19 protein-coding genes, 1 tRNA gene and 1 pseudogene are annotated in these 20,465 nt (G+C 51.7%); 9 read left to right on the forward strand and 12 right to left on the reverse strand.

Features of this window, described 5'->3' with window-relative positions:
- The first annotated feature begins 100 nt into the window (after positions 1-100).
- The 3 genes from GEI7105_RS0128025 (at position 101) to GEI7105_RS0128035 (ending at position 3,003) form a co-directional block, all read left to right on the forward strand.
- Complete coding sequence (locus GEI7105_RS0128025; RefSeq protein ID WP_017663670.1) at positions 101-376, forward strand: DUF6464 family protein; 276 nt, start codon at positions 101-103, stop codon at positions 374-376.
- Positions 377-611: 235 nt separating this feature from the next.
- On the forward strand, positions 612-1,226 hold the full coding sequence (locus GEI7105_RS0128030) for a Crp/Fnr family transcriptional regulator (RefSeq protein WP_017663671.1): 615 nt from the start codon (positions 612-614) through the stop codon (positions 1,224-1,226).
- An 865-nt stretch (positions 1,227-2,091) separates the two neighbouring features.
- Entirely contained in the window at positions 2,092-3,003 is a 912-nt protein-coding gene (locus tag GEI7105_RS0128035) for a glycine-rich domain-containing protein (protein WP_026098027.1), read from the forward strand.
- A 79-nt stretch (positions 3,004-3,082) separates the two neighbouring features.
- Here GEI7105_RS0128035 and rbfA read toward each other — a convergent pair whose 3' ends face one another.
- Both rbfA and GEI7105_RS0128045 read right to left on the reverse strand, forming a co-directional pair.
- Positions 3,083-3,484 carry a 30S ribosome-binding factor RbfA gene (gene rbfA / locus GEI7105_RS0128040; RefSeq protein ID WP_026098028.1) on the reverse strand — a complete coding sequence of 134 codons (402 nt, stop codon included), beginning with the start codon at positions 3,482-3,484 and terminating at the stop codon, positions 3,083-3,085.
- 52 nt (positions 3,485-3,536) lie between these two features.
- Entirely contained in the window at positions 3,537-3,752 is a 216-nt protein-coding gene (locus GEI7105_RS0128045) for a DUF751 family protein (RefSeq protein ID WP_017663673.1), read from the reverse strand.
- A gap of 534 nt (positions 3,753-4,286) precedes the next feature.
- Between GEI7105_RS0128045 and GEI7105_RS38050 the strand changes: the two are divergent.
- Positions 4,287-4,433, forward strand: a pseudogene (locus GEI7105_RS38050) (IS701 family transposase); the annotation flags it as partial.
- Here the strand turns inward: GEI7105_RS38050 and GEI7105_RS0128055 are convergent.
- The 4 genes from GEI7105_RS0128055 to GEI7105_RS0128070 all read right to left on the reverse strand — a co-directional run bounded on the left by GEI7105_RS0128055 (position 4,420) and on the right by GEI7105_RS0128070 (position 11,431).
- On the reverse strand, positions 4,420-5,175 hold the full coding sequence (locus GEI7105_RS0128055) for a class I SAM-dependent methyltransferase (protein ID WP_017663675.1): 756 nt from the start codon (positions 5,173-5,175) through the stop codon (positions 4,420-4,422). The pseudogene GEI7105_RS38050 and the gene GEI7105_RS0128055 sit on opposite strands and share 14 nt — an antisense overlap.
- A 417-nt stretch (positions 5,176-5,592) precedes the next feature.
- Positions 5,593-8,220 carry a cyanophycin synthetase gene (gene cphA, locus GEI7105_RS0128060; protein ID WP_017663676.1) on the reverse strand — a complete coding sequence of 876 codons (2,628 nt, stop codon included), beginning with the start codon at positions 8,218-8,220 and terminating at the stop codon, positions 5,593-5,595.
- A 191-nt stretch (positions 8,221-8,411) separates the two neighbouring features.
- Positions 8,412-10,631 (reverse strand): serine/threonine-protein kinase, encoded by a 2,220-nt coding sequence (locus GEI7105_RS0128065; RefSeq protein WP_017663677.1) that lies wholly within the window; start codon positions 10,629-10,631, stop codon positions 8,412-8,414.
- 194 nt (positions 10,632-10,825) lie between these two features.
- A complete protein-coding gene (locus tag GEI7105_RS0128070; RefSeq protein ID WP_017663678.1) occupies positions 10,826-11,431 on the reverse strand; it encodes a DUF2062 domain-containing protein in 606 nt (201 codons plus the stop codon).
- Positions 11,432-11,728: 297 nt separating this feature from the next.
- On the opposite strand from GEI7105_RS0128070, the gene mnmE reads away from it, so the two are divergent.
- Positions 11,729-13,105 carry a tRNA uridine-5-carboxymethylaminomethyl(34) synthesis GTPase MnmE gene (gene mnmE / locus GEI7105_RS0128075; protein WP_017663679.1) on the forward strand — a complete coding sequence of 459 codons (1,377 nt, stop codon included), beginning with the start codon at positions 11,729-11,731 and terminating at the stop codon, positions 13,103-13,105.
- 57 nt (positions 13,106-13,162) lie between these two features.
- Here mnmE and GEI7105_RS0128080 read toward each other — a convergent pair.
- Both GEI7105_RS0128080 and GEI7105_RS0128085 read right to left on the reverse strand, forming a co-directional pair.
- A tRNA-Arg gene (locus tag GEI7105_RS0128080) sits at positions 13,163-13,236 on the reverse strand.
- A gap of 159 nt (positions 13,237-13,395) precedes the next feature.
- A complete protein-coding gene (locus tag GEI7105_RS0128085) occupies positions 13,396-13,878 on the reverse strand; it encodes a CRR6 family NdhI maturation factor (protein WP_017663680.1) in 483 nt (160 codons plus the stop codon).
- A 306-nt stretch (positions 13,879-14,184) separates the two neighbouring features.
- Between GEI7105_RS0128085 and GEI7105_RS32920 the strand changes: the two genes are divergently transcribed.
- Both GEI7105_RS32920 and GEI7105_RS0128095 read left to right on the forward strand, forming a co-directional pair.
- Positions 14,185-14,715, forward strand: coding sequence for a Fur family transcriptional regulator (locus GEI7105_RS32920; RefSeq protein ID WP_342662876.1), 531 nt, complete (start codon positions 14,185-14,187; stop codon positions 14,713-14,715).
- Positions 14,716-14,987: 272 nt separating this feature from the next.
- A complete protein-coding gene (locus GEI7105_RS0128095) occupies positions 14,988-15,869 on the forward strand; it encodes an ABC transporter permease (protein WP_026098029.1) in 882 nt (293 codons plus the stop codon).
- On the opposite strand, the gene GEI7105_RS32925 is transcribed toward GEI7105_RS0128095, so the two are convergent.
- From GEI7105_RS32925 to GEI7105_RS0128110, 3 genes are all read right to left on the reverse strand, one after another.
- On the reverse strand, positions 15,807-16,421 hold the full coding sequence (locus GEI7105_RS32925; protein ID WP_017663683.1) for a pyroglutamyl-peptidase I family protein: 615 nt from the start codon (positions 16,419-16,421) through the stop codon (positions 15,807-15,809). The two genes, GEI7105_RS0128095 and GEI7105_RS32925, sit on opposite strands and share 63 nt — an antisense overlap.
- 93 nt (positions 16,422-16,514) lie before the next feature.
- On the reverse strand, positions 16,515-17,123 hold the full coding sequence (locus GEI7105_RS0128105) for an esterase/lipase family protein (RefSeq protein WP_017663684.1): 609 nt from the start codon (positions 17,121-17,123) through the stop codon (positions 16,515-16,517).
- A 128-nt stretch (positions 17,124-17,251) separates the two neighbouring features.
- Positions 17,252-17,950, reverse strand: a complete 699-nt coding sequence (locus GEI7105_RS0128110; protein ID WP_017663685.1) for a diacylglycerol/polyprenol kinase family protein — start codon at positions 17,948-17,950, stop codon at positions 17,252-17,254.
- An 80-nt stretch (positions 17,951-18,030) separates the two neighbouring features.
- Between GEI7105_RS0128110 and yidD the strand changes: the two genes are divergently transcribed.
- Together yidD and GEI7105_RS0128120 are read left to right on the forward strand one after the other, a co-directional pair.
- Positions 18,031-18,285: a membrane protein insertion efficiency factor YidD gene (yidD, locus tag GEI7105_RS0128115; RefSeq protein WP_017663686.1), complete on the forward strand. Its 255-nt coding sequence runs from the start codon at positions 18,031-18,033 to the stop codon at positions 18,283-18,285.
- 164 nt (positions 18,286-18,449) lie between these two features.
- On the forward strand, positions 18,450-18,920 hold the full coding sequence (locus tag GEI7105_RS0128120; protein WP_017663687.1) for a DUF4079 domain-containing protein: 471 nt from the start codon (positions 18,450-18,452) through the stop codon (positions 18,918-18,920).
- Positions 18,921-19,160: 240 nt separating this feature from the next.
- Here the strand turns inward: GEI7105_RS0128120 and GEI7105_RS32930 are convergent, their stop codons facing one another.
- Complete coding sequence (locus tag GEI7105_RS32930; RefSeq protein WP_051044250.1) at positions 19,161-19,877, reverse strand: DUF1997 domain-containing protein; 717 nt, start codon at positions 19,875-19,877, stop codon at positions 19,161-19,163.
- Between the last annotated feature and the right edge of the window lie 588 nt (positions 19,878-20,465).

Here is a 20,465-nt window from a genome sequence, read left to right on the forward strand (position 1 = left end):
AATTGTACGAAACTGCCGACCCTCGGCGCGATCGCCACAGGACAGTCGCTTTTTTGCGATCTCGCTACAATGAAGTCGAGTCGTTCGGCACTTCCTGACGATGTGGCTAGAAGTTCTCGTAGTTCTCGGTTTGGGCTTAACGCCGCCGGTTTTGTCACTGTGGTACGCTCGCAAAGCCCAGCGCGAGTTTCACGATCGCTCGACGTCCGTTCGAGAAACTGTTCGTTCCCGTCGAGTCGTTTCTCCCGTCGAACCCGTTCGTCTCGAAATTCTCGGCGATCGATCCTGTCGCTACAACGCGCGATCGCCCTATATCCGTTGCGCCGTCAATCCCGAAGGGCCCTGTCAAGGATGCCGTCATTACGAGAAACAGTGAGAAGAGGGAATGGGGAACGGGGAACGGGGAAGAGGGAATGGGGGAGCAGTGGAGAAACTGTTAACTGTTAACTGTTTTCACTGGTGACTGGTGACTGGTGACTGGTGACTGTCTTGACCTCCTAACCGTGGCTTAACGTTGAGTCGTTACGGTTGAGGTGCAAGCTGTCCCGTCATGATATGTCTTGCATGGCGGAACGGCTCGAACTCGCGAACCTCACACTCTAACGACAACCATGCAATCTACGATCGCCCTTCACCGCCCCTGTCGTTTTGTCGAACGCGGTGGTGCAATTCCCCTCTCTGGAGCAGGGGTGTGGCAAGTGTGCCAAGGCTGGGTACAACTGAGTACGTGGGTCGCCATGGGCGAAGAACGGGTTCTCGGTTGGGTCGGCCCTTCGATGTGGTTCGGTTCTGGCTTGACGACTCGCGCTCACCATCAAGCTCGCGCTCTCTCTGATGTCATGGTCGTTTGGTACGCTCAACCGGAAATCGAACATACTCCCGAACTCGGTTTGAAGCTACTTCAACAAAAGGCACGACGACTCTGTCAGTTGGAAGAATTACTCGCGATCGCCTCTCAGCGACGCGCCCTCGATCGCCTTTCTAATCTGTTTCGCTTGTTAATCTTTGAAATGGGACAATTGACTGCTGAAGGGGTACGTTTGGAAGCGCGACTGACCCATCAAGAAATTGCCAGCGCGATCGGTACTAACCGTGTTACGGTCACGCGAATGTTAGGAGAACTCAAACGTCAAGGTATCGTCGTCCTCGACGGACACAAACACTGGATTGTCAAAAAACCAGAGTCTTTCGAGCAAAATAGCGCTCTATCTTATATGCGAGCGTAATTGCAGGTGGCAGATAACGTGTCGATCTCACAATTTCAATAATAAAATCCGATCGCTTAACTAGATCGGTTTTTTATTGAAATTATCGAAACAAAAAATACGTATTTAATTGAATGTTTTTAAATGTTTTGTTATTGCTTTTTTTAAAAAAGCAATCTTGAATAATTTATAACAAATAACTTATTGAAACTCTGTTTCATGGGTTATACTCCATCCTTTTCAGATAAGCTAGATTTCAAGAAGTCTTCACCACATCCCCCCTTAGCCCTCTATCCCCCCTTCGCCCCCCCTTCAAAGGGGGGTTGGGGGGATGGTTGGGGGAATAGAGGGGCTTGTCTGACTGAGTAAAACCAGTGTTTGAGTCCTCGACTCCGCTCGGACTCAACGCTTCGACTCCGCTCAGCGTTGAGATTCGGATTCCGTATTAGACGATCTATCGAGATCCCCGGCATCTCCAAATGCCGGGGATCTTATGCCACCCTTTACTGAAATGGGATTGTGCCGCGAATCATTTAGGAGTGCTATGTTTTTTGAATTAATAAAAATTCTTTTTAAAAACCTTTTAAATCAATAACATAGAATCTATAAAAACTGATTTTTTTGTTATTTAAAAAAATGGTTTTTTAGCAAGATAATTTGGCTCTTCCGACCTTGGTGTGTAGGGTAAATGCTTGTAGCCTGTATCTGGCAAGGGATTTCTCGATTTGAGCTGCCTTTTTATACAGTTTAGCAAAAACTCTTATACTGTAAGGGTTTCAGCGATTTCTTGCATAGTAAGTTCGGAAGAGCCGATAATTTTTTTTGCAGTCAATTTATAAAATACAAGCTACACTCAGAATATTCCTCCTATCACTCAATCATAGCTGTGACACACTCTGAATTTGCAACGAGTCAAAGCGATCGCTCGATGGATGCTCGGCAAAGTCAGCTTTACGATCGCGTGCGAGAATTTTCGTTAGACAACCCTAACGACACATTACAATTTAGCCATCGATTGGCAAAAGAAAACGGTTGGTCGTCAAAATACACCCAGCGCGTGATTGAAGAATACAAAAAGTTTGCCTTTTTAGCCGTAGTCGCCGGTCATACCGTAACGCCATCAGAACAAGTCGATCGCGCCTGGCACTTGCATCTAACGTATACGCGATCGTATTGGGAAGACTTCTGCGATCGCGTCTTGGAAATGCCGCTACACCACGAACCTACCCGTGGCGGAAAAACCGAAAGCGAGAAGTTCGGCGACGGGTATCAAAAAACCTTAGACAGCTACAAACAGTTTTTCGCAGAAAGTCCTCCAAAAGACATTTGGCCGTCCGCCGAGATTCGCTTCGGACGAGATACTCAGTGTCAGTGGGTGAACCTTCAACAAAACTGGATTTTGTCCAAAGCTTTCATTTTTAAACTCTCAATATTTCTAATTTTTGCTATTTGTCTCACCATTGTCGGAAAGTATTACGGACAGGGTGCGATCGAAAATCTAACTCTCAGCGAAGGAATTCCACTCGCCCTGGTTCTCGTCTTAGCCTCAGTGGGAATCAGCAGCGTCATCATCGGACTCATCGACTATCTCCAACATCCCAACGCTCCCCGTTTTGGTCCGGGTTATGGAGGCGGAGGAGTCGGTTGTGGCGGTTGCGGTGGTGGATGGAATAGTGGAGGAGGGGATTCTTCGGGAAGTGATGGTGGCGGTTGCGGCGGTGGAGGCTGTGGCGGCGGTTGTGGTGGCGGTTGTGGCGGCGGTTGTGGCGGCGGTTGTGGCGGCGGTTGCGGTGGATAGTTCCCTTAACGCGAGAACCCCGATATCTCGAAGATAGCGGGGTTCAGAGGGTTTAACTCAAAAATCAATCAACCGCGAATCAAACGGTTTCCTCGGAAGTCGAATCGAAATCCAACTCGGGATCTTCTCGTTCGCGACTCAAGCGGTTAATGAGATCGATGGTGCGATCGCCGCGTTCGAGAGAGCGATCCTCGAGAAATTGAACTTCGGGAGTCCGACGCAGACGCACGCGAGATCCCAATTCTCGGCGCACGTAATTCGTAGCTGATTCCAAACCAGCCATCGTTTCGGCGCGGGCGTCCTCCGTACCGTAAATGCTGACGAAAATTTTAGCGTGTTGCAGGTCGCCAGAGACATCTACGTCTGTGATACTGACCATTCCCGCGCCAACACGATCGTCTTTAATTCCGTGCATTAGCATTTGACTGACTTCGCGTTTGATTAGCGAAGCGACGCGGGACACACGACGGTTAGTAGCCATGATAATCGCCCTATGAAAGATGCTACGGGCGAGCTGTCTCGCCACTACCAGTCTAAACCGCAGACAATCCCAACATGGCTCTGAGGGTCAAAATGGTAAACAACAGCCCCGAGAGGAGGAACCCAGCGATCGCGACGAGCATCACGGGTTTTTTCGCCAGGGGTTTCAGCCACGTATAGATCGCGTAAAACGTTCCCAGGATAAAGGTAATCAGATAGCGGGGATAGCGGGAAACGTTTTCCCAGAAGTTATCGTTACTGCGGGTCATGGTTGGCGGAAGTAAATTAGCTCACCGATCTTGCATTTTAATTGAGAATTGGCGATCGCGCTTTCGAGGAGCGATGAATTGTCTCCTCATCCCCTCCTCACATCATCTCGCAAGCGGTTTTTCAAGTCTTATGGGGGGATTAAGGCGTATCAGGAGCGCGTGTGTCGGGAGTGGAGTGTGGGGGCAGGCGGGACAGTCGCACTCTGGGAAGAAAGCGGCGATCGTGGGGGAAGGAGCAGAAGCCGAGGTTAAACGAATCGCTCGATCGTCCGGTGCAGGGGACGAATGCGGATATGACGAAGTTAGCGTTAGCGCTGGCATGGCAGCGGGTTTTAGACCCAAAATTTTCGATAACAACAAAGGTTGGGGTGCATCTCAAAACTGTAAATTTATCAAATTGGAGTCTCTGCGGTGAATTGAGCTGTTATTGGGTTTCGCTATCGCTCCACCCCTGGACGGCAGCGTTGCCGAAGTCCAACCTACCCCAGACTCATATTTTTACAAAAGTAAGATGCACCCCAGTCACAAAGGTTGAAGTGGGCGAACCGACCTTTGGAGACTTTTGCAGATGCCTTAGAGGCTTTTCGTACCGCGATGTCTTTTCGTTTTGTGGAGTGGCTGAGCTTTAATCGAGACCTCTTTGCCGCTCACAAAGCACGTTTGGGCTTTATTTGGGCTTAAAATTTGTTTGAGTCCCGCTATAACTAAATTCCATAAATGTGAATAAGGGAACCTTGCCAGTCCTTCGGATTTTTGAATTTTCTCGATTTGACACTTCTGAATTATAGTCATCGATATCTATAAACCAATCAAAGATATTTTTAAGATGTACGCCATTTTTCAGAAATAAATTTATGTATTTGTATGGAGGTCTGTAATAGTAGCTAAACGGCCCTACAAGACCGGAAATTTTATGGTCTTTAATGATGAAGTCCTTTGATAAGTCTGCCGTAATCTTGAAATTACCGTCTGTATCTACATCACCAGTTCTGTAAAAGTATGGATTTACTAAAGCCACAATTATCGAACCGTTCGAGCGATCGGTCACTCTACATAACTCTTCAACTGCAAGTTCGATTTCAGAAAACCATATCAGAACTAAACTAGCAACGACAATATCAAAACTGTCGGATTCATAACTTAATTTTCTGATATCTTGAAGGCTGAATCTTCCTTCTTCTATAAATTTGCGATCGGCGGGTTCTGTTACATCGCACGAGTGATATTCAAAACCTTTAATATGCCTAAACATCCATCCATCACCGCACCCAACATCTAGAAGACGACCTTTTGGATATCGGTTGATAATATCTAATAAATTACTGTGTAATCCAACTCTTCTTAAATATTCAGAGTCGTACTTTCGATCGACAACAAATTTTTCGTAATCTTTAAGAGATGACTGCCAAGAATTCTTGCTCATAACTCTTATGCTCCAAACATTTGGACATTTTTCTGTACGAGTGTTGAAGTATGTATAGAAACCCTAAATCGGTTGTGTAACACAATCGGGACAAAAAAGGAATCGGGAACAGCGGATCTGGGAATCGGATTTTTTCGGGTGTTTTAATTTTTGACGACTCATTTGGGACTGCTATATGCTCTCGCGAGAGAAGCAGGGGAGCTTTGGCCGTGAAGAGAGAAGAGTGAGAACCAGTCACAGTTTTTCCTCATCCCCCTAATGGTGCAGAAAAGTCCTGAAACCCTTGTTAGAAAAGATATCGCCGTATTAAAGGGTTGGCCGCAAAATCCCAGATCGGTAAATGGCTGCCGGTTTTATGTTTTTTGTCAATTCCCGATCTCGAAAAGTTTTCTGCACCACTGAGCCTCATTCCTTCACCTAACTGTCTTTGACGGGATTTCGCGCTTCGATCGCCCGAATCGCCCGTTTCACGCTTTCGGGTAAAATCACCACCAAACTGTCTCGGGGGGCTTCGTCCAACGCCACGTTAATCGCTTTCTCCTCGCTGAGAATCGACTCGTACCGACAATCCGGGTCGATTTCCTCGATTCCGCGACAAATTAAATCCGCCGCTTCCCCTCGAGGCCGTCCCCGCGTATCGTCGTCTTCCTTGACGATAATCGAATCGAAAATTTTCGCCGACAGCCGACCCAACTCTCGAAAATCCTCGTCCCGACGGTCTCCCGGTCCGCCGACGACGCCGATGCGTTTCCCCGGCCAGTTGCGGACGAAACCGCCCAAGGCTTCGTAACTCGCCGCGTTGTGGGCGTAATCGACTAAGGCGTGATAGTCGCCCATGTCGAACAAATTCATCCGTCCCGGCGTTTGACCCACCGAAGGCTTAAACGTGGCCAGTCCGGCGCGAATCGCCTCTAACTCCACTCCTTGGGCGTAAGTCGCCGCACAGGCCGCCAAGGCGTTGGCGATCGCAAACGGTGCCATTCCCTTCAGCGTCAGCGGAACCTCTTCGGCTTTGGCCACGCGAATTTTTTCGCTTCCGTCCCACACCGTCAAAAACCCGTCTTGATAGACTGCCGCTTTTCCGCCCTTTTGCGTGTGTTCGGCGACGATTTCGCTGTCCGGGTTCATCGAAAAATACATGATGTTGGATTTGATGTTTTTCGCCATCTCCGCCACCCGGAAATCGTCGGCGTTGAGAACTGCGTAACCGTCGGGTTTTACCGCCTCGGCCACTACCGCTTTCAAACTGGCCATCTGTTCGATGGTGTCGATATCGCCAATTCCCAAGTGGTCGGCGGCCACGTTCAACACCACCCCCACGTCGGACTCTTCAAACGCCAAACCCGCTCGTAGAATCCCACCTCGGGCTGTTTCCAGCACCGCCATTTCTACCGTCGGGTCGCCGAGAATCAAATTGGCACTTTGCGGCCCCGTGTTGTCCCCAGCTTCAGCTAAATAGTTGCCGATATAAGTGCCGTCGGTGGTGGTATACCCGATGTTTTTTCCAGTTTGCTTGCAAATATGGGCGATGAGGCGCGTCGTGGTGGTTTTCCCGTTGGTTCCCGTCACCGCAATAATGGGGACGCTGTGGGGCGTTCCGGGGGGAAATAACATTTCCAACACGGGGGCGGCCACGTTGCGGGGCTTCCCTTCACTGGGACTGACGTGCATTCGGAATCCCGGTGCGGCATTGACTTCTACGATGACGCCGTCTGTGTCTCGTAAGGGTTTCGAGATATCGCGGGTGACGATATCCAAGCCGATGATGTCCAAGCCGACGATTTTAGAGACGCGCTGGGCTAACCAGCGGTTTTCTGGGTGAATTTCGTCGGTGCGATCGATGGCGATTCCTCCCGTACTCAAGTTCGCCGTCGCCCGCAAATAGCAGGTTTCTCCTTTCTCGGGAATGCTATCGGCGTCGTATCCTTGTTTGTCCAACCACTGCAAGCTAATGCGATCGAGCTTCAACCGGGTCAACACGTTATCGTGACCGTCTCCCCGTCTCGGGTCGCGGTTGGTTTCCTCCACTAACTCGGCGATGGTGGATTTTCCGTCGCCGACGACGTGGGCTGGAACTCGTTCGGCTACGGCGACGACTTTTCCGTCGACGACTAACACTCGATGGTCGCGTCCTTCGTAATACCGTTCGACGATGACCGATCGCGTTTTCGATTCGGCACTGGCGGCGTCGTAGGCGTCTTCGGCTTCAGTCCACGATCGCACGTTAATCGTAATTCCCCGGCCGTGGTTGCCGTCGAGCGGTTTGATGACCACCGGATAGCCGCCGACATCTTCGATGGCGTCCCCAAGTTCGTCGAGATAGTGAATCACCGTTCCTCGGGGGACGGGAATGCCCGCATCGGCGAGAATGGTTTTCGTCCCCTCCTTATCGCAGGCCAGTTCTACCCCCAAAATGCCGCTTCCATCGGTGAGCGTCGCTTGAACCCGTTGTTGATGGATGCCCGTTCCAAAGCGAATCATTGCGCGGGCGCTCAACTGCGTCCAAGGAATGCGGCGAGTTTCGGCTTCTTTGACGAGGGCTTCCGTACTCGGACCGAGGGCGGCATCTTCGCAAATTTCTCGTAAATCGCTTAAATCTTGCTCCAGTTCCGCTTGAGGATAGCGTCCTGTATCGGCGATACTGCTACAGAGGCGCACGGCTGCCCGAGCTGCGTAGCGTCCGGCCCGTTCGTCTTTGTAGGCGAACACCACGTTGTACACTCCTGGCGTCGCCGTCGATCGCGCCCGACCGAAGCCGACTTCCATTCCGGCTAAAGTTTGCAGTTCTAAGGCGACGTGTTCGACTACGTGGCTGAGGAGCGTTCCGTCTTTGACTCGTTTGAGAAAGCCTCCGTGATGGCCGGGAGAACAGAAATGTTCTTCGATGCTCGGTAGCGTTTCGACGAGCGCCTCGTAAAATCCAGAAATCGTATCGGTCGTTCGCTCTGCCAAATCCTCGAGGTCGAGTCGCACGACAATTAACTTATTACGGCGAATACTCCAGTAATTCGGGCCGCGTAAGGTGAGGATTTTCAGGATCTTCATAGGGATAACCAGAGAATCTAGCCGGAGCCGACGGAAGCTATACGTGAATAATATAGTTTAGTTTCGATCTCTCGATCGCCTGCAAACTGTTCGTGGCGAACAGTCTTTCGAGAGAATTGATGTGGAGATGGGACTTTATCAGGTAGAGAACGAACGATCGACAGTTGATAGTCGACCGTTTCTCCCCTGCTCTATTCTCCCGACAAACGCTGAATTTCGTTCTGGGCGGCATTATAGCAATCGACTAAGCCGCGATCGAGGCAGGATTGTGCTGCCCGTTGATAGTCGGCTACTGCTCCTTTTACGTCGTTGAGTTGCTCGCGAACGCTGGCGCGGTTGAAGTAGGCGCTGGCAAAATTGGCATTGAGGCGAATGGCTTGGGTGTGGTCTTCGATCGCCTTGCCGTATTCTTCCATTTGCGCGTACACCGAACCGCGATTGCTGTAGGCGACTGGGTTGTCGGGACTCAGGGCGATCGCCTGCGTGTAATCTTCGACCGCCCCCGCGCGATCGCCGATCGCGGCTTTCGATAACCCCCGATTACTGTAGGCTTTGGCGTTGTTGGCATTGAGTTCGAGGGTGCGCGTACAGTCATCGATGGCGTTTTGATACTGTTTCAGGTTGAAATTCGCCACGCAGCGGTTGTTGTACGCCGCCCAATCGTCGGGATCGAACTCGATCGCTCGGGTACAGTCAGCCACCGCCGCTTCGTACTGAAATAAATTCAACTGAACGCTACAGCGATTGATTAAAGCTTCAACGTTATCGGGTTCGAGGGCGAGAACCTGATTGTAATCTTGCATCGCCCCTTCGTAATCCCCCAAGGCAAATCGCGCCCGTCCTCGGCTGTAGTACGCCTCGGCGTTTTCGGGATCGACGCGAATCGCTTGGGTAAAGTCTGCCATAGCTGCCTGTTTGTTCCCCGCCGCAGAATAGGCTAAGCCTCGATTGAGATAGGGATAAGGGGAGTTAGGATTGTTTAAAATTGCCTGAGTGTAGTCCTGAATTGCCGATTGATAATCCCCCAATTTGTAGGAAACCAAACCGCGATTGTAGTACGCATCGGCATCGTTGGGCGACTGTTGTAACACGCTCGAAAAGTCTTCGATCGCGGCGTCGAGCTGTCCCGAGTCCATATATGCCAAACCGCGATTGTAGTACGCGTCTACGTTGTCGGCATCGTGCTGGATCGCTTGTGTGTAGTCGGCGATCGCGGCATCGTACTCGCCGAGATCGTAACGGAGGTTGCCCCGCTTGTAGTACGCATCGGCATTGGCAGGATTTTTAGCAATCGCGCGATCGAATTCGGCTAACGCTCCCACGCGATCGCCGCTTTCAATTTTGGCGAGGCCGCGACGGTAAAACTCCCGAGAGAGACTCTGACTCGGCCGCAGCCACAGCCACATGGCTCCCCCCGCGATCGCCATCACCACCAAATAGAGAGCTACCAGCTTACCTCGCCATCCCCAGGGTCGCCTCAACCAAGCGATCGCACCCCCCTCACCTTGGGTTCTCTGACTGCTTTTCGAGTCGCGTTCGTCGGACGCGTCGGCTTTCTCCGTTTCCCCCTCTTCGCGCTCGAAACGGTCTACGATCGGCTCTAAGTCTTCTAACACTTCATCGACGGACTGATAGCGTTTGGCTGAGGAATACTCCACCATTTTGTCGATGACGGCGGCCAGATCCTCCGATACCTGAGTTCGCTTGCGCCAGTTCATCTGTCCCGAATCGTCTTGTAACTTGGGCAAGTTGTTCGCCGAAATTCCCGTCAACGCTTGAATGGCGATCGTTCCCAAAGCATAAATGTCGCTGTTGTACTGCGGGTTGCCCTGAAACTGCTCGATTGGCATATACACCGGAGTTCCCGCCGCGATCGTTCGGAGGTTATCGTCTTGAGCCAGTTGTTGGCTGAGAGCTTTCACCGAACCGAAATCGATTAAAATTAGCTCGTTATCGCGGCTGCGACGGATCAAATTGTCGGGTTTGATATCGCGGTGAATGACTTCGCTTTGGTGAACGAACTGAAGAATTAACAACACATCGCGCAGAATTTTCACGACGGCCTCTTCCGAGACGGGCTGACCCGGTAAAATCTCTTCAGTCAGCGGATGGCCGTCGATGTATTCTTTGACCAAGTACAGGCGATCGTCTTCCTCGAAATAGGCCAAGAGTCGGGGGATGCGATCGTGACTGCCCAAACTTTCGAGAGTTTCGGCTTCCTGCTCGAACAGTCGCTTCGCCGTTTGTACCGATTCGACGCCACCTTTAATAGGGGACAGTTGTTTGACCACGCATTTCGGCAATCCCGGCCGGCGGATATCGGCGGACAAAAACGTCTGTCCGAAGGCTCCCGACCCCAAAACTTTAATAATGCGATAGCGTCTGTCTAGAAGTTGACCGATCGAGCGCATGACTTCCCTTGGGACGATATAACCACAAAATGCAATCCCTGAAGTGGCGAGCGTGCGGCACGCCAACACGCAGCGCGATCGCACCTCCTTTGAATTCGGAGTACTTTGGTGGCGTCCGACCTTTTTCTGACGATCGATCTAATCGTTCGAGATCCCTCGAGCGACTGTGCGAACTCGCCTGCGATCGGCGATCGTCAACTCGTCGATCGCGACTCCAACCCCCCGTTTCTTTCCCGATTATATTGCACGATTTTCGACCCGTTAGATAGGTCGTACGCAGCAGCTTTCCGCAATTGTCGCTCTCGTCGCCGCTTTCGCCACAGGCGAACCACCCGCAGCGTCAAGGTATAACTGGCGACACTGGCGACCGCTCCCACCACAATACTGCCGACAAACAAATCTGCCACGACTTCTCCGGTTTCTGAAAGCAGTCCGTCGAGCGAATCCCACTGTGTCAGAGTGGCGTCACGACTCGATCCCAACAGAAACCGTCCGATCTGAAAGTTAATCCAATAAATCGGCAGGTATGTCAGGGGATTGCTAATCCAAGTTCCGGCCGCCGCACAGAGTTTGTGTCCGCGAACCAACACCGCCAACAGAACGCCAACGAGGGTTTGTACGCCAAACAGGGGAAAACATCCGGCGAAGACCCCCGCTGCCACACCGCGAGCGAGATATTCCGGCGGATCTTGCAAGCGAACTAAGCGCCAGTAATAATAACGCAGCATTCGCCAACTGCGCTGTCCGAGGCGAGCGAACCACTTGAAGAGTTGAGATAGGAGTGCGTTCGGTCGTATCATTGGGCGAAGTTAAAGGTTCGTTATCAGGGCAAGGGAGCCGGGGAGAGGGGGAGAGGGGGAGAAGGGGAGAGGGGGAGAAGGGGAGAAGGGGAGAAGGGGAGAGGGGGAGAAACGATTAACTGTTGCCTGTTGCCTATTCCCTGTTGCCTATTCCCTGTTGCCTGTTCCCTGTTGCCTGTTCCCTATCTTCACTGGTGACTGGTGACTGGTGACTGGTGACTGAAACACTGTTCACTGTTCACTGTTCACTGCTCACTGTAAAAGGTTGGTGTTATCAATTTTTAATTATCGACGTTGATGTCCGAACTATTTGCACGAGGCGACACGATCGCCGCCATCGCGACGGCTGTGGTTCCCCAACAGGGGAGCGTCGGCATCGTGCGCGTGTCTGGGACGGAGGCGCTATCGTTAGCCAAGCAACTGTTTCGCGCTCCGGGGCGACAAGTTTGGGAAAGTCACCGCATTTTGTACGGAACGGTACGCCATCCCCAGACTCAGACGCTGGTAGATGAGGCCCTGTTGCTCCTTATGTTAGCGCCTCGGTCGTTTACGCGCGAGGACGTGGTGGAATTTCACTGTCACGGTGGGATTATGGCGGTGCAACGGGTGTTGCAGTTGTGTTTGGAAAACGGGGCGAGATTGGCGCAACCGGGAGAGTTTACGTTGCGAGCGTTTCTCAACGGACGTATCGATCTGACGCAAGCTGAAAGCGTGGCGGATTTGGTGGGGGCGAAGTCTGAGGCGGCGGCGCAGTCGGCGTTGGCGGGGTTGCAAGGACGGTTGGCGGCGCCGATTCGCCAGTTGCGAGATCGGTGTTTGGATAGTTTGGCGGAAATTGAAGCGAGGGTGGATTTCGAGGAGGATTTACCGCCGTTGGATGAAGGGGCGATCGCGACAGAGATCGATCGCGTTTTGGTCGAGATCGATCGCATCGAGGCGACGGCGAGTCAGGGGGAACTGTTGAGAACGGGGTTGAAGGTGGCGATCGTCGGCCGTCCCAACGTGGGAAAATCGAGTTTGCTCAATGCTTGGAGTCGCAGCGATCGCGCCATCGTAACGGATTTACCGGGGACGACGCGAGACGTGGTGGAATCGCAACTGGTAGTCGGCGGAATTCCCGTACAGGTGTTGGATACGGCGGGAATTCGCGAGACGGTCGATCGCGTCGAACGGATTGGAGTCGAGCGATCTCGGACGGCGGCGCAACAGGCGGATTTGGTGTTGTTCGTCGTCGATGCGACAACGGGGTGGACTCCAGACGACGATCGCATTTACCAACAAGTCTGTCACCGTCCGGTGGTGGCGATCGCCAACAAAATGGATTTGGTCGAAACTCTGCCCCAACTGCCGATTTCCGAACCGGCGATCGCAACAGCAGCGTCGCAAAACCAGGGGATCGAAGCTCTAGAAGCCGCCATTTTAGAGCGAGTCAACGCGAACCGCTTACAGGCGGCGAATCTCGATTTCAGTATTAACCAACGTCAGGCGGCGGCGCTAACGCGAGCGAAAGTGGCGTTGCAGCAAGTGCGACAAACCATCGACGAGTCACTGCCGCTAGACTTCTGGACGATCGACTTACGAGGGGCGATTCGAGCGTTGGGAGAAATTACCGGAGAAGAAATTACTGAATCGGTTCTCGATCGCATTTTCAGCCGTTTCTGTATTGGTAAGTAAGCTGAAGGGTTGACCGCTTCCGTTGGGGCTGTCGGAAGACCGACGGTCGAGAAACAACGGGTGCGGTAGGACTCGAACCTACGACTCGCTGCTTAGAAGGCAGCTACTCTATCCACCTGAGTTACGCACCCAACCAAATGGGGTTAAAAATTCACACAATCCAGATTTATGATACCATGCTTTCTGTTCTCCGAGCAAGAGGAAAACGTGAAACTGCCCGAGAGTGAGACGGACAGGAGGAACCCTCAACTGTTTCCCCCGTGTCTTGCTGAAGCCTCCTCGTCTTCCCCTCAAGATCCCAACAACAAATCGAACAAGCCATCGTCGAGTTCGTAACCGAGCATTTGCGCCATCGACTGCACCCGAGCGCGATTGGGAAGACCTTGCTGCGAGAGCCAATTGGCGATCGTAAAGATTTTGTTCATTAAAAAGATTTCTAGAGCTTCCGGGTTATACTGAATGCCCTCCGTGCGGTGGAACTCGTGAGGGACGAGCATCGCGGCGTAGCGAGCCAGTTCGCCGTGTTTCCAGTCGAGGAAAATTGGCAACCAGGGATAGCGAGCGTCGAGCCGTACGAACCACAGGCGAATTTCAGGAATTTCTGACAGTTCGCGGGGATCGCTGGGATCGCGAGGAAAGTCGATCGCAAAGCGTAACGACTGCTCGGCTTGTTCGATCGCCTCTCGGTTGGCAATCGGTTCGATGGCGGCGATCGCCGCAGATAAGTCCAATTTTGCGATCGCCGTCGCGTCGAGGTGAATTTCAGTGGTCATAGCAGCACGAAGGTCGAAAATTTCCGAAAACGGTCTTTGATAGGGTTTTTAAATACCCTACTCGATCGCAGTTCTGTTTCGCTACCCAGTCAGCGCGATCGCAGACGCCTGCCAAACCTCTACGATAGAATAAAAGAAAACAGAGCGATGCGAACGTTCCCTGTATAAAACAATTTTCCAACTCGGTCAAAACTTCTTTAAAATTAAGTCGAACCGAAAAGGAAGACTGACAGCTTACGATAAAAGCACACGAACTTTACTGTTGAGAGCCAACCATTCAGACTGATGAAACATGAGGCGGTCGCTGTGAAACCCATTCGATCCTTACAAGACGCGCTCGAACGATGCCAGGCATTAGGCATGAGACTGAGCCGCCAGCGTCGATCGATCTTAGAACTACTGTGGGAGGTTCCCGATCACCTCTGCGCGCGGGACATCTACGACCGACTGAGTCGCTCTGGGAAAGAAATCGGTTACACCTCCGTTTACCAAAATTTAGAGGCGCTATCGAGTCAAGGCATTATTGAATGTATCGAACGGTCTGACGGTCGCTTGTACGGCAATATCAGCGACTCTCACAGCCACGTCAACTGTCTCGATACGCAACAAATTGTGGACGTATTCGTCGAACTTCCGCCAGAATTGCTTGCCAAAATCGAATCGGAAACGGGAATCCAAATTACCGACTACCGTATCGATTTTTACGGATATAAATCTCAGGATCGGGTATCGGAAACCGAGAAAACCGAAACTCAACCTGAAACGACATCCGATCGCAGCCAGAGCGATCGCGTTTCTCTCTCTGAAGACTTATCCGAAGAGGCGATCGCGTCTTAAGGCAAACGTCAATTTCCCACAAAATTCGGATAAAATACACCCCGGTTTTCCCCAAAACCGGGAATTTTTGTAGGTGGATGTGTGTGGGCGGTGCGTGACGCAATAGAAGAATTGATAATTGATAATTTCTTACCTTCTCCCCCACTCCCTTGCTACCCCTATCCCGGTTGGGGGCGGTGCGTGACGCGGTAACATCCCATTGACCTGACTTCGACACCATTTTCTGCCCGCGTCACAGCACCCTACCATTATCAATTATCAATTCCTTCGCCATGGCTTCAAACAAACTGCGATCGCCGAAATTGCTCAACCACTCCCCTGCCAATCTCTCGATCCGTCTGATGTGGGTGGGGGTCGGCATTACCGCCGTTTTTATCCTCATCGCTGGTTTGGCTCCACTGTTTCAGGCGTGGGGATGGATTCAAAGTCCGACTGAACTGTTAAGCAATCCCATCCATCATCCCCCTTCCGCCGAACATTGGTTCGGAACGACGCGACAAGGCTACGATGTCTTTTCCCGTACCCTGTTCGGCAGTCAGGCGGCGTTGAAAGTGGTGGTTCTCGCCACGTTGATGAGTCTCCTCATCGGCGTTCCCCTGGGGTTAGCAAGCGGCTATTTAGGCGGAACCCTCGATCGCCTGCTGTTATTTTTAATGGACGCCATTTATACGCTTCCGGGGCTGCTGCTGTCGATTACCCTGGCGTTTGTCGTCGGACGCGGTCTCGTCAACGCGGCGATCGCTCTCAGTATCGCCTACATTCCCCAGTATTACCGCATCGTCCGCAACCACACCGTCAGCATCAAAACCGAACTCTACGTTGAAGCCGCTCAAGCGATGGGAGCCTCGACTTGGCACGTTTTATCTCGCTATCTCTTCGCCAACGCCATCCAAAGCGTTCCCGTGTTGTTTACCCTCAACGCCGCCGACGCTATTTTAATTTTGGGAAGTTTGGGATTTTTGGGGTTGGGACTTCCCGAAACTACGCCTGAATGGGGAAACGATTTGCGACAAGCTCTCGAAGCTTTACCGACGGGGATTTGGTGGACGGCGTTTTTCCCCGGTATGACGATGACGCTGATGGTGGTGGGTTTATCGATGTTGGGGGAAGGTCTCAACGAATTCGTCAACCCCAAGCTTCGACAAAACCGTTAGTCGAGCGGTGTCGGGGTTCGCAATCTTAGCGAAACTGGGTTTGAGTTGTTTGAGTCGGTGGCAAATTTCGAGAAACTCCGTTTCGATGAGATGGTGATTTTCCGCAGTTAAGGGGGGAACGTGGACGAACAGTCCCACCGTCGGGAGGTGGTGCGATCGAATTTCCGATAAAAGGCGATAGTAGAGGTCGTTACAGACGAAATCTCCGGCATCGTAACTCACTTCCGTTATCGAGAGTCCCGACACCAACGACGGTACGTCTACCGCAGTTTGACAAATCGACGACTCCTGTTTGGCTTGCACTTCTACCGTCAGGGTCGATCGCGATTCCGCCATGCCACAACAGACTATCCAACGAGGGCGAAACCGATGCAAGCGATCGAGGACGATCGCCGAGGCAATTTGGGTATCGACGCGCAAACGCCGTACTAACAAGGACGATGGCGGCAGGCGATCGAGCTGATGTAACGCCGCCAACAGTTCGTCGCTGGAGTTGGTGGTCTGCTGAGGCAACCAAGTATCGAAGGAGGTGAAGGCAAAATCATAATCCATAGCCAACGTTCGCACCACTGGCAAAACGATCGTCGATCCTTAGTATTTTCACCGATTTTTCAATTTACTTCCGCGATCGAGGCTGCAAAAATGTTAGGATTCGGTGAATTTTGCCGGTTCGACTTCGCCTTCTGACAGCACCCCGACGATCGCCTCTACACTGCGATCGTGCCACGCCATCATCCCATGAGGGAAGACGTTGACGCGTACCGTTTTCCCCACCGGCAAACAGCAACTTCTCGCCGGAACGATGATGAAATCCCAAGGCGTCCATATCGAGACGGTTGTGGCGCGATCGAGCAATTCCACATCTCGATTCAAATCTTCTAACAACGGACTCCCCGGACGCATATCTAAGGCTGTGGTTCTCGGAAAGCCGTAAGCCGTCCAAGTGCCGAAATGAGGCGAGGCGATCGTGACGAACCGCCGCAGGCGATCGAGTCCTCCCAATCGTTGCAAGTAGTACCGACTGACGATCCCTCCCATACTCAACCCCACCAAATCGAAGGGTTCGCCGTCGTCAAAGTGGGTTTCGATGTGGGTTTGAAGTTGTTCGGCGACTTCCGTTAAACTCAACGCCCCAAACTGATGGTACAAATCGGGAGCTGTAACGTGATATCCCAGGTTTTTCAACCGAGACGCCAGTTTGCGGAAAACCCGCGACTGTCTAAAAATACCGTGAACTAAAACCACTCGTTTCATTGATGTTTTGGCGAGAAAGAGCAGGGGAGAGGGGGAGAGGGGGAGAGGGGGAGAAGGGGGGATAGGGGGCTAAGGGGGGATGTGGTGAAGACTTTTTAAAACCCAGCTTATCGGAAAAGGATGAAGTATCAGACGGCTTGCAGTAGAAAAAATGCGGCGGCGGCGGTGCCGACGGGGACACTGAAGTTATCGAAACCCCAGTTTGAGAAGGATTCTAATCCTGTGGCGATCGCAGCCACAATCACCGATATCCATAAAATATGTCCGATCGCACCATCGGAGGCGGACAACACGAGCGTACTGACGAGATAGCTTACGCCGAACATCGTTAGCGTTCCTTCGATGCTTTTCTTCATCCCGAAGATGCGATAGGGATGCTTGCCGAAATTTTGACCGACGAGGGCAGCGAGTCCGTCTCCCCACGCCATGACGAGAATGCCCAACGCCGCGTAATAGGGTTGTTGGATTTCCCAAAACCAGCCGATGAGAACGCCGATACTGACGGCGTAGAAAAAGGTACCCAAGCTGTGGCGTCCGACGCTGTTAATCCCCGGAAAAATCGGCAGCCAGTAAGAGAGTAGGGCGATCGCTCCGGCAACGATGGCAGCTCCAACCCCCACCCACGCGGGAATTCCGAAAATCCAGGCCAGTAAAATCACGTTTCCCGTCCCGATATGAACGATTTTTCGGGTGACTTCCGAGGTGGTGTGTTTGAACTGGTAGAGGCTTTCGGCGACGGTGAGAACTAGCCCCAACCAGCCTAAAACGAGTCCTCCTGAGAGCCAAAGGGGAATGCTGAGTTCGGAAAAGCCGATATCTGCTGCCATTACTGCTATCAATTTTGCGATCGCGCCGTGTCAATATTGTTAATGTAGACGATCGCGAGTCGCCCCCCAACTCGATCTCAATGATTAATCAAGTCTTCAAAGCGTTGTTTCTGGCTCTAATTCGAGCCTATCGCCTGTTAATCTCCCCGTGGACGATGCCGTCGTGTCGGTTTCGCCCCACCTGTTCTCAATACGCGATCGAGGCGATCGAACGGTTTGGGGCGTGGCGTGGTGGTTGGCTGGCAGTGCGTCGCGTGTTACGCTGTCATCCCTTCCACCCCGGCGGCTACGATCCCGTCCCCCCCCTCGACGGCGACGAATCCTGTCAGCATTAAGCGAGTCTGGGTTTCAGCCTCCGCTCTTCTCTCCCTCTCTCTCTCCCAGAACCGAACCCATCTCGGAAAAAACGTTTCCTTGTCAGGTTTGTCAACGTGAGACGTTCCGTTACAACTTGTAACTGTGCTAAGTTTTATGACGAACCGCACAGAGGAGAACGTCTATGGATTCGCTAATTCCCGAGTCGATTAAGCCCTGGTTAAATTTCGGGCATCCGCTATTGATGTGGGTACTGCTCGGTCTAGCACTTTATGCGGGCTACACGGGGATGAAAGTTCGTAAAACCCGGTCGGCAACGGGTGAAGAAAAGAAAGAATTGGTACAAGGGCAATTTCGCACCAAACACTTTCAAATCGGCTCGTTTCTGTTAGCTGGGATGGTACTCGGAACCATCGGTGGTATGTCAGTGACATACATTAACAACGGCAAATTGTTCGTCGGCCCTCACCTGATCGTCGGGTTAGGAATGACTGGATTAATTGCTGTTTCTGCTTCTCTCGCACCCGTCATGCAAAAAGGCAAAGACTGGGCGCGATATACGCACATTGCCGCGAATACTCTCCTGGTTGGCTTGTTTGCATGGCAAGCTTTAACGGGAATGGACATTGTCAAACGTATTCTCGACAACTTTTAGCGCACGAAGTCGAACGCAACATCTAATAAGGGTAAAGAGATCGATCGGGACGAAACAGCCCCAGCGATACTTTACTGTAAATTAGGATTAGAACTGACAATTGGGATAAGTTGAGAACGATTGTAAGTCGTCAGATCGAACCGTTACGATCGCAATTTGGAACGAAACAAGAAAGCCCGACTTTGTTAGAAAAGTCGGGCTTTTTACGGTCAACCCAAATCAAACTCAATTCCGATCGAGCTAACTGGCGGCGGCTTCTACAACAGGCGTACAGTAAAAGCTCGTGCGAACTTTGCGGAGTTTTCGATAGGTTTTGAGGGCGTCTTGACCGAGTGTAGCGTGAAAGTCCTCTTGAACTTTATGGGTCAGACGACGGGATACTTGTTTGACGATTTCAGCGATTAAGCGATCGCCGGTTTTTTGGATTAAAGCTGGAGACAACGCCAAGATAAATTTCGGAAAGCCAACCCCTACAGCGAGGTCGAGTTGCCACTCAACACGGGTAATCTCGCGATCGTGGGGGTTTTGGGGATCGCGGGGAACGCTCGAGAGAATTTGACGAGCTTTAAATTCGACTTCGTAACCGGGCGCCGTGTAATCGGGAATGGGGATGGTTTCGATGTCGTAAATGCGATCGTGTTGGGGAACGAGTTCCAAGCCGATCTTCGGTTCGACGTGATAGCCTAATGCACCAAAGCGTCCGATGGTGAGCGCGTAACCGTTGCGTCCGAGCGCGTTGACTTGCATCGGTGCAGCACAGCGACGAAACCAACCCTGGTGAGCGTCTAAATAATTGGCGACGGTGTCGGCGTCGGCGTACATTTCCATGACCCCAGTAAACTGGCTGCGGAACCAGAACAGGCGATCGCTCTCGAGTGAAACTGTAGCTGCATCCCCGACATCGAGGGCGGTAGCAGTAAGACTGCCAAATTGCTGCTCGTTAATAGACGACTGCATAGTCGATGCTTCCTTGCGTGCTGAGTTGGCGTACCTAGACTTTAGAATAAGTCCCTCCTATTTCTAGGTTACTCGCTCGATCGAGCGATGCAATGAGTGTATTCTCGGAAATTTTAGCAAATGGAGTTGCCGAGCCTCCGTACCTGCACCGCACTCGCGATACTGGTTTCACAGCCGTTTATCGAACTCGTAAATCCACAATAAAACCGTCAAGTTGTCAACCGCAAGATCGCGCGAATTTCTGTAAAGAAAACTACAGCAATCTCGAGTTTTTTAAAGACTCGATGAAGAACTTCAACTCGCCGGTTCTGCAATTTTAGCCGGCTCTTCCGAACTTACTATGCAAGAAATCGCTGAACCCCTTACAGAGTCTAGCTTTTCGCTTAAACTTATAAAAAGAGAGCTGAAATTGCGAAATCCCTTTCCAGAGGTCGACTACAGGCATTTACCCTACATACCAGGGTCGGAAGAGCCTTTTAGCGGTACTTAAACAAATTTCAAGCCCAAACCAAGCCAAAACGCGCTTTGTGAGCGGCAAACAGGTCTCGATTCTCGTTCAGCCATGCCACAAAACGAAAAGACATGGCT

The organism is Baaleninema simplex PCC 7105, from assembly GCF_000332355.1.
GTDB classification, from domain to species: Bacteria; Cyanobacteriota; Cyanobacteriia; order Cyanobacteriales; family Geitlerinemataceae; genus Baaleninema; species Baaleninema simplex.